The sequence below is a fragment of the Kouleothrix sp. genome (genome assembly GCF_046328425.1).
Classification (GTDB): domain Bacteria; phylum Chloroflexota; class Chloroflexia; order Chloroflexales; family Roseiflexaceae; genus Kouleothrix.
This window is the reverse complement of sequence record NZ_JAXLWP010000009.1, coordinates 123453-136449: the sequence shown is the minus strand read 5'-3', so window position 1 is coordinate 136449 and position 12997 is coordinate 123453. Positions and strand designations below refer to the sequence as shown.

The following is a 12997-nucleotide window of genomic DNA, read 5'->3' as shown; positions in this document are numbered from 1 at the left end:
TGGCATGGCGCGCTACGACAACGATCGCCCGCGACGTCGCGACGACGACGACGATTACGAGCCGCGCCCGCGGCGCTCGCCCGACTACCCGCCGAACCGGCGCGACTCGCTGATCGAGCGCCGGATGCGCCGTGGCCAGGACGAGGAGTTTTTCGACGACGATTTCGACACGCCGCGCAGCGGCGGGGGCGGCTATGCCAGGGGCGGCTACGGCGGGGGCGGCTGCGCCAACGCCACGCTGTACCTGCTGCTCGGCGGCATCGCCCTGCTGCTGGTGGCGCTGTTCGTGGGGCCGCAGCTGCTGAACAGCTTTGTACCGAACGTGCCCCAGCAAGTGCGCGTGCTCGTCGCAACGCCCACCACCACGCTGCGCGACCGCGGCGGCACGATCTTGCAGATCCGTAGCCTGAACCGGCTCGAGACGCAGAGCTTCGCGGCCGAGCGCGTGATCGAAGCCAAAGTCGAGCGCGGCAACCCGCTTGACCTGCTGCTGGGCGACCGGCTGCTGCTCATTGCGAGCGGCGAGGTGGTGGCAGGTGTCGACCTGAGCAAGCTGCGCGACGGCGACGTGACGATCTCGCCCGATGGCAAACGCATTGAGCTGAAGCTGCCGGCGTCGGAGATCTTCAGCAAAAGCCTGAATAGCGACCGCACGCGCGTGTACGATCGCCAGCAGGGCGTTCTGGCGTCCGATAACAAAGATCTCGAGACCCAGGCGCGCGCCCAGGCCGAGGTGGAGATACTCAACGCCGCCTGCGAGAACAATATTATGCAGCGCGCCGCCGACGACGCCCGGCGCTCGATGGAGCAGTTTCTGAAGCTGCTCGACTTCGAGCAGGTGACTGTGACAAGCACGGCCGGGCCGTGCGTGGCGCCTGCAGGCTTGCCGGCCGGGCCGGCCACCTCGGCTACGCCGGCCGCCGCCACGCCGACATCGACTGTTCAATAGAGCGCGGTACTATAGCAATCCGATCGGATTCATAAGGGGGAGGAGGTTTTTCTTTGGCGGGCCGCGCCCCCTGGCCCCTGCTTTTGTGGATGATCGCACTATACGACCTATCAGGAATACAGAGCTCGAAGCATATGGTTACAATTTCTTTCGACCCGGACGCCAGGACGTTGTACTGGTATTTTAGCGAGATTGAAGCCGGCAGCACCGCGTTTGAAGGCGAGTGCGACGGCACGCTGCTGCTCGACGCCGATGGGCAGGTGATTGGGCTGGAGCTTGAGTTCGACGGCATTGGGCGGCGCGAGCTGGCGCTGGCGCTTGCGCACCCGCACGTGCGCTTCGATCGCGGCGCCGCGACGCTGACGGTGCTGTTGCTCGGCGAGGAGCCGGCCGAAGTGCAGCCGCTGCACGAGCCGGTGATCCTCGACTTCGACGCCGGCGACCAGCTGCAGGGCTGCGAGGTGTTCGCCGCGCCCGAATTCGGCCTGGGCGAGCGCCTTGGGCGCCTGGATGCGCTGCGCGTCGCGCTTGAGGACGACGAGCCGCCGCCCGGCTGGGGCGATGATACGCCTGACGACGAGCCTAGCGATACCGACGACGAGCCCGCCGACGACGAGCCAGGCGAAAATCTCGACGAGGCGCTTGACGAAGCGCTGGCCGAGGACGACGAATTGGCCGAGCTCGACGCGCTGGACGGCGCACCAGCCAGCCAAGTCGCGGAGGATGAGCCGCAAGATCGGCAGCCTGAGCCGCCGCAGACCGCCGCGCTGGCGCCCGAAGGCTTTCGCTCGGGATTTGTGGCGCTTGTCGGCAAGCCGAACGTCGGCAAGTCGACACTGCTGAACGCGCTGCTGGGCCAGAAAGTGGCGATCGTGTCGCCCAAGCCGCAGACTACGCGCATGCCGCTGCGCGGCATCCTGAGCCGCTCCGACGCGCAGATCGTGTTTGTCGATACGCCCGGGATTCACGACCCGCGCACCAAGCTCGGCTCGTTCATGGTCGAGCAGGCGCGCCGCAGCATACCCGACGCCGACGTCGTGTGCTTTGTGGTCGATATCGCCGAGCCGCCAAACCGCACCGAGCGCCGCATCGCCGAGCTAACCGCGCGCTCCAGAGCGCGGCGCATCCTGGTGCTGAACAAAGTCGATCGGCGCACCGGCACGGGCCAGCAGCACCTGGCGGCCTACCGCGCGCTCGGGCCGTGGGACATGGAAGTAGCGGTGTCGGCGCTGCGCGCGCAGGGCCTCGAAACCCTGCTGGGCGAGATCGTCGCGCGCCTGCCAGCCGGGCCAGCGCTCTACCCCGACGACCAGGTGACCGACCAGAGCGAGCGCGAGCACGCCGCCGAGCTGGTGCGCGAGCAGGTGCTCAAGCTCACCGAGCAGGAGGTGCCGCACGGCGTGGCGGTGGAGGTTGAGGAGTGGGAAGAAAAAGAGCACGCGGTCTACATCCGCATGACGATCTATGTCGAAAAGGAATCGCAGAAAGGCATCCTGATCGGCGCGAATGGGGCGATGCTGAAGCGGATTGGCAGCGGCGCGCGCCCGGGCATCGAGGCGCTGGCCGGCCGGCGCATATTTCTCGACCTGTGGGTGAAGGCGCGGCCAAACTGGCGCGACGATCCGTCATCGCTGCGCTGGCTGGGCTACCGCGATCGCGACTGACACATCCACAGGCATAGTTCTTGCGTATGATCCAACGACCGGTAAAAATACCCGCGCTGCTACGTTTTATTATCAAGGTACTGCACAATAATAGTACATATCACCTATGGCGATTCGAGCGGGAGGTTGGTATACTACAAAGAAGTCGCCAATCCGCTGCTATCATACCGCGCAGCGCGTCACACTTGAAGGAGTAAAGCTCATGGAAATTCTCGTGTTGCTGGCAGTTGTCGCCCTGATGGCTGTGCTGGTTGCGCGCGCTGCGCAGGATCGGCGAGTGGAAGTGCGGGTGCCGGTGCGGATCGAGCGGCAGCGCGCGGCGCGGCGGCGCTAGCGCCAGGCTCACCCCGCGGCAGCACGCTGCCGTGAGGCGCAGAGACGACGTATCGCAGCAGGCGGGGATGCTCGGCATCCTCGCCTGCGCCGTTGGCGTGGTATAATTTGTGGTTATGACGACTGATCGACTTCACTTACTCGACCTATCGCTGCCTGAGCTCGAGGCCACGCTGCGCGGCTGGGGCCAGCCGGCCTTCCGGGCGCGCCAGATCTACCGGCAGCTGTATGTGAACCTGGCGACGCAGCCGGCCGCGATGACCGACCTGCCGCTGGCGCTGCGCGAGCGGCTAGATGCGGCTGCGCGGATCACAACGCTCGAGCTGGTGCGGCTGCAAACCGCCGACGCCGGCCTGACGCGCAAGGCGCTGTTTCGCCTGCCTGGCGGCGAAGTAGTTGAGAGCGTGCTGATGGTGTACCCCGATCGCGCGACAGTGTGTGTTTCGACACAGGCCGGCTGCGCGATGGGCTGCGTGTTCTGTGCCACCGGGCGGATGGGCCTGCTGCGCAACCTCAGCGCCGGCGAGATCGTCGAGCAGGTGCTGTGGGCCGCGCGCGAGCTTCAGACGATCGAGGCGGGCGGCCAGAACCAGCCGCCGAGCGCCCGGCCGCTGGCCCTGACAAACGTGGTGTTCATGGGCATGGGCGAGCCCTTCGCGAACTACGACCGCTGGTGGCAGTCGGTTGAGCGGCTGCACGACCCGCGCGGCTTCAACATGGGCGCGCGCAACATGACCGTCTCGACCGTCGGGCAGGTGAGCGGCATCCGGCGGCTGGCCGGCGCGGCGCTGCCGATCAACTTGGCGATCTCGCTGCACGCCCCCGACGACGCGCTGCGCTCGGAGATGATGCCGATCAACCGGCGCTACCCGATCGCCGAGCTGCTGGCGGCTACGCGCGAGTATATCGCCGCTACCAGCCGGCGGGTATCGTTTGAGTATGTGCTGCTGCAGGGCAAGAACGACGCCCCCGAGCAGGCCGCCGCGCTGGCTGAGCTACTAAAAGACATGTTATGTCATGTTAACCTTATCCCCTGGAACCCAGTGCCGGGCGCGCCGCTGGGCCGCTCGGAGCGCGCGCGAGTGCTGCGCTTTCAGCAGGTGCTGCACGAGCGCGGCGTCGCCTGCACCGTGCGGGTCGAGCGTGGGGTGGCGATTGCGGCGGCATGCGGCCAGCTGGCCGGCGTGCCCGAGGCCTTGGCCGACCCGGCGCTAGCGCTCAGCGCGCAGTAGCACCGCATTCTACAAAGCGCAGGCCAAGCCGCGCCGGCCGGGCCTGGCGCTCCCCCAGCGCCGCATGCAGGCGCGAAGCCGCGAAGACATATGGTATGATACTGGCGCATTCCAGCAGACACCGAGGGGCGCGATGAGCAACAAACCGCAGAACTTCAAGGGCATGCGCGATCACCTGCCGGCGGCGATGATCCTGCGCCAGCACATACTGAACACACTGGTCGGCGTGTTCGAGCGCCACGGCTTCGAGCCGCTGCAGACGCCGATCATCGAGTATGCGCGCACGCTTGAGGGCAAGATCGGCGACGAGGAAAAGCTGATCTACCACTTCGAGACAGCCGGCGGCGACAAGGTAGCGCTGCGCTACGACCAGACCGTGCCACTAGCGCGGGTGGTGGCGCAGTACCAAGGCCAGCTGGTGTTTCCGTGGCGCCGCTACGCGATCGGGCAGTCGTACCGCGGCGAGCGCCAGCAGCGCGGGCGCTACCGCGAGTTCTGGCAGGCGGATGTCGACATCGTCGGCTCGGCCTCGCCGATCGCCGACGCCGAGATCATCGCGGTGCTCACCGAGGCGCTCAGGGCGCTGGGCTTCAGCGGCTTCACCACGCAGCTGAACCACCGCCAGGTGCTCGCCGGCGTGGCGCGCGCGTCGGGGCTCGACGAGGCGTCGGCCGGCGGGGTGTACCGCGCAATCGACAAGCTCGACAAGATCGGCGCCGACGGGGTGCGCGAGGAGTTGCTGAAGAGCGGCGTGGCGGCCGAGGCTGCCGGGCGTATCCTGGACATGGTGCTGCTGCAAGGGCCGCCCAGCGACGTTCTGGAGGAGCTGTCGGATCGGCTGGCCGGCGACGAGCGCGCTGAGGCCGCGCTCGAGAACCTGCGCGCCATCCTGGCGTACCTGCCCGAGCTTGGCGTACCGCCCGAGACCTACGCTGTGTCGCCGCAGCTGGCGCGCGGGCTCTCGTACTACACCGGCGTGGTGTTCGAAAGTGTGCTGGCCTCGCCGCCGATGGGCTCGCTGCTGGGCGGCGGCCGCTACGACGAGCTGGTGGGCGCATTCGCCGGCCGGCCGATCCCGACTGTCGGGCTGGCGTTTGGCATCGAGCGGCTGCACGACGTGATGGAAGAGCTGGGCATGGGGCCGGCGCGGCGCACGGTGGCCGAGGTGTTTGTGACGCTGTTCGATCGCGAGCGCGCCCTGGCAAGCCTCCAGCTAGCCAGCGAGCTGCGCGCGGCCGGCCTGAAGGTCGAAACCGCGCTCGACGCCAACGACAAGCTTGGCAAGCAGTTTAAGTACGCCGACCAGCGCGGCATCGGGTTCGCGCTGGTGCTCGGCCCCGACGAGATCGCGCGCGGCGAGGTGGTGGTGAAGAACCTGCGCAGTGGCGAGCAGCGCGCCGTCGCGCGCGCGGATGTCGTGGCGGCGCTGCGCACGAGCGAGTAGCGCCTGCGCTTACGGCGGCAAGAGGGCGGTATGGCTCAAACAATCGAACAACAGCGCACCTACCTTGCACCAAGCTAGGAAGTTGCGCATCTGTTCCCGGTGCAAGGCCGTGCTTTGAACAGGTAACGGTTTTGCGCCTGCGTGGCGCGGCCTACGAGCCGCAGGGGCAGTATCGCCGCGCGACAGCGCACCTTCTGGCTTGCTGGCTGGCTTTCAGGTTACGGTGGCCACGATTTTCGACGAAACATAAAGGCGAAGTGCATGAGTGGGTCATTTCTCGACGCGCCGCTGAGCGGCTTTCTGAGCGCGCTGGCGAGCGGAAGCGCGACGCCGGGCGGCGGCTCGGTGGCGGCGCTGACGGGCGCGCAGGCGGCCGGGCTGGTGGCGATGGTGTGCAACCTGACGATTGGCAAAAAGGCGTACGCGGCATTCGAAGGCGAGGCGCGCGAGCTGCTGGCCCAGGCCGAGGCGCGCCGCGCCGAGCTGGCGGCGTTTATCCAGGCCGACACCGACGCGTTCGACGAGCTGATGGCGGCGTACAAGCTGCCCAAAGCCAGCGACGACGAGATCGCCGCGCGCAAGGCGGCGATCCAGGCGGCCACAATGCGGGCCACCGAGGTGCCGCTGGCCATGGCCGCCGCGGCGCGCGCCGTGCTGCCGCTGTGCGGCCCGCTGGCCCAGCACGGCAGCCGCACCGCCGTGAGCGATGTAGGTGCGGCGGCGCTGGCGGTGCGCGCGGCGGTGCCTACCGCGCTGCTGAACGTCGAGATCAACCTGGCATCGATCGACGACGCGGCGTTTGCCGAGCGCGCCCGCGCGCAGGCCGCCGCGCTGGTCGACGGCCTCGACGAGCAAGTGGCCGAGGTGCTAGCGACGGTGCGGGCGCGGATCGCGGGGTAGCCGGGCGCCTCGCATTACCAGGCTGTGAAGATGGCGCTCGGCCCCGGCTGAGCGCCTTTTTGGTTGGCCAGCGTGCCGGCCGTACCGATCGGGAGATCGCATGGTGCGAGTATGGCTGCGCGACGCCCGGCGCTGGCGGGCGCTGATGCTGGCGTCGCTGCTGCTTGGCGCGGGCTGGATCTGGGCCGCGCGGATACCTGGCACGCGCGCCGACGCCGGGCGCCCTCCAAGCCCGCGCGAGGGCTTCCCCGCGCCCGATTTCGCGCTCGAAACGCTTGCCGGCGATCGGGTGGCGCTCGCCGACATGCGCGGCCAAGTGGTGATTATCAACGTGTGGGCCAGCTGGTGCGGCCCATGCCGCGCCGAAATGCCCGCGATCCAACAGCTGTACGGCGCGCAGCGCGAGCGCGGGCTGCGCGTGCTCGCGGTGAACAGCACCGTGCAGGACGACGCCGACAAAGCGCGGGCGTTTGTGGGCGAGCTTGGGCTCACGCTGCCGGTGCTGCTCGATCGCGACGGCGAGGTGACGCGGCGCTACCAGGTGCGCGCGCTGCCGAGCACCTTTGTTGTCGATCGCCAGGGCGTGATTCGCTCGGTGATCTTTGGCGGGCCGCTCAGCGCAGCCGTGCTGCAAACCACCGTTGACGCGCTGCTAGCGGAGGCGCCCTGATGCTGCCGGTGTTACACATTGGCCCGCTGGCGCTGCCCTCGGCGCCGCTGGCCCTGCTGCTGGGCGTGTGGGCCGGTGCCTGGCTGGCCGAGCGCGCGGCGCCGCGTGGCCAGGCCGAGGCCGTGAGCACGCTGGCGATGCTGATGCTGGCCGCCGGCCTGGTGTGCGCGAGGCTTGGCTACGCCGCGCGCTTTCTGGCGATCTACGCGGCCGACCCGCTGAGCCTGCTTTCGCCAAACCCGGCCTCGCTCGACCTGTGGGCCGGGCTGGCCGGCGCCGCCCTCGGCGGGCTGGCCTACGGCTGGCGGCGCGGCCTGCGGCTGTGGCCGACGCTTGACGCGCTGGCGCCTGGCCTGGCGCTGCTGGCGGTTGCCGTGGGGCTGGCGCACCTCGCCAGCGGCGACGCATTTGGCGCGCCGGCCAATCTGCCCTGGAGCATCTGGCTGTGGGAGGCTTGGCGCCACCCCACGCAGCTATACGAGCTGATCGCCGCCGGCTTGGTGCTGGTGGTGTGGCGCCTGGCGCGCGGCCGCAGCCCGTTCGACGGCTTTGGCTTTCTGCTTGTGCTGGCGCTTACCGCCGCGGCGCGCCTGCTGCTCGAAGGGTTTCGCGGCGACAGCTGGCTCGTGCTGGGCGGACTGCGCGGCGCCCAGCTAGTGGCGCTGGCGCTGCTGCTCGCGGCCCTGGCGCTGCTGCGCCAGCGCGCGCTCGCAGACGGCTGAGCGGCACCACGCGCTCAGCGCTGCCACTGGCGGTAGATATCGGCGATCACCTCGTCGATCGGCGCGCGGTGGGTCTCGACATCCAGCACCTGAACCTGGCCAGCGGCCTGCTCGAGCAGCGTGGCAATGCGCGTCTTGGTCGCATCGAACATATACTCGTGGCGCCCGGCCGCGCTCTGCACCAGCTGCGCGCCCGCAAGCACCGGCGCGTCGGCGGCGCCCGTCTCGATCAGCAGCCGGCGCTGATCGGATACTTCGCGGCGCAGCTTGTCGAACGGGCCGTCGAAGGCGATCTGGCCGTGGTCGATCATGACGATCCGCCCGGCCAGCTGCTCGAGCTCGGCCATGTCGTGGCTGGTGAGCATCACCGTAACGTGGCGCTCGCGGTTGAGATCTTTGATGAACCCGAGGATCGTGCGCTTGGCCAGCACATCCAGCCCGAGCGTCGGCTCGTCGAGGAACAGCAGCTCGGGCTCGTGCAGCAGCGCCAGGCCCAGCTCGGCGCGCATCTTCTGGCCCAGGCTCAGCTCGCGCGTGAGGCTATTGAAGAACTCGCCAAGGCCGAGCAGCTCCTTCACCAGCGCGCACATGCGCTCGTAGCGCGGCCGCGGGATGTCCCACACCACGCGCTTCCACTCGAAGCTGGCGGCCACCGGGTGATCCATCCACAGCTCGCTGCGCTGGCCGAATACCACGCCGATCTTGCCGACGTAGCGCACCCGCTCGCGCACCGGGTCCATGCCCAGCGCGCGGACGCTGCCGGTGTCGGGCGCGAGCAGGCCCGAGAGCAGCTTGACGGTGGTGCTCTTGCCGGCACCGTTCGGGCCGGCGTAGGCCACGATCTCGCCGCGCGCGATCCGCAGGTCGATCTGCTGCAGCGCGCGCACCTCGCGCACCGGCGGGCGCAGCAGGGTGCGCAGGGTGTCGCGCAGCCGCTCGGAGCGCTGGTGCTGATGAAAGGTTTTGGAAACGCCGCGCAGCTCAACCACGGTGGCCGAGGCTGCTGTAGCGCTGTGAGCCGGTGCGTCCATAGTGGCGCATTCCTTTCCGAAATACCAGGGCGGCGAGCCCAGCGAAGACCAGCGCGGCCAGCGGCGTGAGCCAGCCGGCCCAGCCAGACGGGTTGAAGCCCAGCAGCGCGCTGGAGGGGTACCAGGCTACAAAGCCGATCGGCAGCAGCGTCAGCAGGGCGCCGCGCAGCAGCGGCGCCAGGCCGTCGAGCGGGAATGGCGTGAGCTGATCGAACAGCCGGGTGGCCGCGCTGCTGATCTCCTCGGCCGCGCGCGGCGCCCAGAAGGCCAGGCTGCCCGATAAGAACGAGCATGCCACGACGATCGCCGACGACGCCGCCAGATTGAGCGCCAGCAGCGCCAGCCAGCCGGGCGTGATGCTCAGGTGCAGCCGGGCGAGCGCCCAGGCCAGCAGCCCAAGCCCCGCCAGCAGCGTCGATGAGCTTGAGACCGGCATGAACCCCTCGGTGAGCAGCGACATCCAGAGCGGCTGCGGCTGGATAAGCGTGTGGTCGAGCTGGCCGCGCCCCAGCCGGCGGCTGATGATCAGCACGTTGTAGCCGAACAGGATGTTCATTACACCGCTTACCACGGTTGCATAGCCAAGCATGAACATGACCTGATCTTTGCTCCAGGCACCGAGCCCGGAGAAGCGCTCGGCCAGCAGCAGCAGCGCCGCAACCATAGCCAGGTTGACGACAGTGTCGGAGATGTACCACACCAGCGCGAAGCGCATGTTCGACATCAGCAGGGTGAAATCGAGCACCGCATACATCTTCCACAGCCGCAGCAGCCGCCAGGCGGAAGACTGAAAGCGGAGGATCGCGGATGGAGGCGGGGGATCGCCGCCGGCGACCATCCACGCGCCTTCCTCGATCTGCTGCCCAGAATTAGCCGCCATACGCCACCATGCGCTCGCGGCCGGCGCGCCACAGCCAGTGCGCCAGCGGCCACAGCAGCGCCGACCAGCCGACCTGGAGCGCGAGCAGTCCGGCTGGGTCGCTGCCGGTGTAGATCCGCAGCGGCGCCGAGGCCATGGCGGCGAACGGCAGCCAGCCGAACGCCGCGCCCACGCCCGGCGGCAGCAGCGCCAGCGGTATCAGCGCGCCCGAGAGCACGCTGGTGATCGCAGCGCGCATCTTGCTGACGGCCCACAGCGGCAGGCGCAGCAGCACCAGCACGCCGCCAAACACAAACTCGACCGCCAGCCCGACCGAGATCGCCAGCGCCAGGCTGAGCACGAACAGCCCGGCCGCGCCAAGGCTGGCCGGCCGCGGATCCACGCCAAGCAGCGGGGCGCAGGCCAGCAGCGGCAGCGAGAAGACGGCAAGCTCGAACAGCCAGCTGCCGGCCAGCTCGGCGGCAAACTGGCTGAAAACGCCCAGCGGCTGGAGCATCCGCCCGGCAATCGAGCCGTTCCAGAGCGCCATATCGAGGCCGGTGCGCGGCGAAAGCTGCCTGGCGAACACCTCGGCCACCAGCGTATAGGTGAGAACTGTTTCCAGTGCCATACCCGAGGCGGCGCTTTTGCCGCCGAGGATGGTGCGCCAGAGCGCCAGCAGCACCAGCACGCGCAGCAGCCGCAGCAGGTAGTCGAGCAGAAACAGCGGGCTGTCGCCGATATAGCTGGCGGCCGACATGGCGGCGGTTTTCCAGTATTTTTGAATTTCTTTCATCAGCTTCTGTGCTCGTATCATAACCAAAGTCGCTTGATGACCTACACTTTGAAAGCAGCCCGCGCCAGCGCGCAGCCGCATCACTTGCGCTTCGGCGGCTGCACAGCCTTCTTACCCTTCGCATCCTCCTGCCTTCGTGGCAAAGGCTCGGGCGGCGGCGCAGTCGGGCGGGCGCGGCGCTCGGCTTCCTCGGTGTAGTAGCTGTAGCCACCCTCGAAGGCGCGCAGCTCGCCGTCGCGCAGCTCAAACACCCGGTCGACCACGCGGTCGAGGAAGTAGCGGTCGTGCGAGACGACCACGACGGTGCCGGCGAACTCGTCGAGCGCCTGCTCGAGCACCTCGGCTGAGGCGATGTCGAGGTTGTTGGTCGGCTCGTCGAGCAGCAGGCAGTTCGCGCCGGTGAGCATGAGCCGGGCCAGCTGCACGCGGCTCTTCTCGCCGCCGCTGAGGCTGGCGATCGGCTGGGCCGCCGCGGCGTAGGGGATGAGGAATCGGCCCAGCTTGGCCACCGCCTCGGCCTCGTACATCGGGCGCACGTCGCGCAGCGCCTCGATCGGCGTCTGGCGCATGTCGAGCGTCTCGTGCTGCTGGGCGTAGTAGCCCAGCTGGATGCTCGGCCCGACCCAGATTGCGTCGGCCGGCTGGCCGCCGTTTGAGGATGCGTCGGGCGCGAGCTGGCCGAGGATCAGGCGCAGCAGCACCGACTTACCGGCGCCGTTCGGGCCGACAATGCCGACGCGCTCGCCATTCATGACCGTCGCGGCGGCGTCGAGCAGGACGATCGTATCGCCGAAGGTCTTGTCGACGCGGCGCAGCTCGAGCGCCTTGGCGCCACCGCGCGCGTGCGGGCGAAACTGCAGCGCGATCTTGCGGCGCTCGAGCACCGGCCGCTCGACTTTATCCATGCGGTCGAGCATGCGCTGCTTGTTTTCGATCTGGGTCTTGTGGCGCTTATCGAGCGAGATCGCCAGCCACACCTTGAAGCGCGAGATCGCCTCTTCGAGCCGCTCGATCTCCTTTTGCTGCGCCGCGTACTCCTGCTGCTGGCGAACAAGCGCCAGCTCTTTTTGCGTCGCGTACGCCGAATAGTTGCCCTCCCACTGCTTGATCCGCGCGATCACGCCGGGGGCCGGCTCGATCTCGGCGATCTGGCCGACGGTCTCGTCGAGCAGGTAGCGGTCGTGCGAGATGATCACGACCGTGCCGGTGAAGTCGCGGATGATCCGCTCGAGCATGGTCTTGCGCGCCAGGTCGAGGTGGTTGTCGGGCTCGTCGAGCAGCAGCAGGTCGGGCTCGGCCAGCAGGCAGCGCGCCAGGCCCACGAGCTTGCGCTGGCCGCCGCTGAGCAGCTGCATCGGCTGATCCCACTGGCTTTCGGGCATGCCCAGCTCGCGCAGCAGGCTTTCGGCGCGGCTGTGCAGGCGCGGCCCGCCCGACGCTTCGTACTGCTCAAGCAAGCGCTCGTGCTCGGCCAGCACGCGCTCGAGCGCGGCCATATCGGCGGCCACGGCTGGCTCGCCCATACGCGCCTCGGCGGCGGCGATGCGATCCTCGAGCGCGGCGAGGTCGGCGCGGGCGGCAAGCAGCTCGGCCAGCACGCCGCGCCCTGGCTCGCCGCTGTACTCCTGGGGCAGGTAGGCCACGCGCGCGCCGCGCCGCAGCGTCACGGCGCCTTCCTCGGGCGGCTCGATGCCGGCCAGGGTGCGCAGCAGCGTACTTTTGCCGACGCCGTTGGGGCCAACCAGGCCGATCCGCTCGCCGTCGTGCAGCGTCCAGCTGAGGCCGCTGAAGATCGTGCGGCCGCCGTGCACGCGCGCGACGTTGTTGATATCGGCGATGATCATGGTTCTGCTCCTACTGCATCCTCGATGCGCTTGATCTATGGTGCTCCCCCGCCGCTGGTAGCGGCGGAGGGTTGGCTCACCGTAGTTGTAAATACAAAAAAGCCGTGGGCCAAGCACTGGCCCACGACTCTTGCGACAAATAGCTAAGAAACTGTTTACAGCATACGCCAGCCGCAGGGCACAGTGATCCTATGTCCTGCGCGCAGTGTGGCACCGCGGAAAGAGCTCCAGCAGGTTGAAATGCGATTCCAGCGCATCAGCGTGCTTCCTTGAAACCGAATACCGCCATGAGTGTAGCAGGGCTTGCCGGGTGCGTCAATCCTTCTTGAGATTGATACCTGGCACTTTCTTTTTATGATGCCCGGCTCGCCTTAAGAAATTTCGGGGACGACGAAGCCGCGCCCGAGCCCCGCCATACAAAGGCATGAATTTCGCGCGCGAGAGATTCATTTTCCAAAACATTACGAATACTCTACACAACCGATACTGCTCGATACTGCGCCACGCCGGCGATAGCGGGGATACCGGTGCCCCGTGGCTTTGCTGTGCGCGC

General features: G+C 68.2%; 12 protein-coding genes. 8 read left to right on the top strand and 4 right to left on the bottom strand.

The features are described 5' to 3' along the window. The first annotated feature begins 4 nt into the window (after window positions 1-4). The 8 genes from U0177_RS10200 (at window position 5) to U0177_RS10165 (ending at window position 7914) form a co-directional block, all read left to right on the top strand. The gene (locus U0177_RS10200; protein WP_409570517.1) at window positions 5-949 is read left to right on the top strand and encodes a DUF4230 domain-containing protein; all 945 of its coding nucleotides are present in this window, start codon (window positions 5-7) and stop codon (window positions 947-949) included. Window positions 950-1083: 134 nt separating this feature from the next. Next, on the top strand, window positions 1084-2613 hold the full coding sequence (era, locus tag U0177_RS10195; RefSeq protein WP_409570516.1) for a GTPase Era: 1530 nt from the start codon (window positions 1084-1086) through the stop codon (window positions 2611-2613). 202 nt (window positions 2614-2815) lie between these two features. Further along, window positions 2816-2947 carry a hypothetical protein gene (locus U0177_RS10190; protein ID WP_409570515.1) on the top strand — a complete coding sequence of 44 codons (132 nt, stop codon included), beginning with the start codon at window positions 2816-2818 and terminating at the stop codon, window positions 2945-2947. A 115-nt stretch (window positions 2948-3062) separates the two neighbouring features. Beyond that, the gene (rlmN, locus tag U0177_RS10185; protein ID WP_409570514.1) at window positions 3063-4178 is read left to right on the top strand and encodes a 23S rRNA (adenine(2503)-C(2))-methyltransferase RlmN; all 1116 of its coding nucleotides are present in this window, start codon (window positions 3063-3065) and stop codon (window positions 4176-4178) included. Between the two features lie 133 nt (window positions 4179-4311). After that, window positions 4312-5622 carry a histidine--tRNA ligase gene (gene hisS, locus U0177_RS10180; RefSeq protein ID WP_409570513.1) on the top strand — a complete coding sequence of 437 codons (1311 nt, stop codon included), beginning with the start codon at window positions 4312-4314 and terminating at the stop codon, window positions 5620-5622. Between the two features lie 261 nt (window positions 5623-5883). After that, on the top strand, window positions 5884-6522 hold the full coding sequence (locus tag U0177_RS10175; RefSeq protein ID WP_409570512.1) for a cyclodeaminase/cyclohydrolase family protein: 639 nt from the start codon (window positions 5884-5886) through the stop codon (window positions 6520-6522). 100 nt (window positions 6523-6622) lie between these two features. Beyond that, window positions 6623-7192, top strand: a complete 570-nt coding sequence (locus U0177_RS10170; RefSeq protein WP_409570511.1) for a TlpA family protein disulfide reductase — start codon at window positions 6623-6625, stop codon at window positions 7190-7192. Next, complete coding sequence (locus U0177_RS10165) at window positions 7192-7914, top strand: prolipoprotein diacylglyceryl transferase family protein (RefSeq protein ID WP_409570510.1); 723 nt, start codon at window positions 7192-7194, stop codon at window positions 7912-7914. Before U0177_RS10170 ends, U0177_RS10165 begins: the two co-directional genes overlap by 1 nt. A 14-nt stretch (window positions 7915-7928) precedes the next feature. Here U0177_RS10165 and U0177_RS10160 read toward each other — a convergent pair whose 3' ends face one another. The 4 genes from U0177_RS10160 to abc-f all read right to left on the bottom strand — a co-directional run bounded on the left by U0177_RS10160 (window position 7929) and on the right by abc-f (window position 12444). Next, window positions 7929-8945 (bottom strand): ATP-binding cassette domain-containing protein, encoded by a 1017-nt coding sequence (locus U0177_RS10160; protein WP_409570509.1) that lies wholly within the window; start codon window positions 8943-8945, stop codon window positions 7929-7931. Next, entirely contained in the window at window positions 8896-9825 is a 930-nt protein-coding gene (locus U0177_RS10155; RefSeq protein WP_409570508.1) for an ABC-2 family transporter protein, read from the bottom strand. Before U0177_RS10155 ends, U0177_RS10160 begins: the two co-directional genes overlap by 50 nt. After that, the gene (locus U0177_RS10150) at window positions 9815-10600 is read right to left on the bottom strand and encodes a hypothetical protein (RefSeq protein ID WP_409570507.1); all 786 of its coding nucleotides are present in this window, start codon (window positions 10598-10600) and stop codon (window positions 9815-9817) included. Before U0177_RS10150 ends, U0177_RS10155 begins: the two co-directional genes overlap by 11 nt. Before the next feature lie 80 nt (window positions 10601-10680). Beyond that, a complete protein-coding gene (abc-f, locus tag U0177_RS10145) occupies window positions 10681-12444 on the bottom strand; it encodes a ribosomal protection-like ABC-F family protein (protein WP_409570506.1) in 1764 nt (587 codons plus the stop codon). Window positions 12445-12997: the final 553 nt, after the last annotated feature.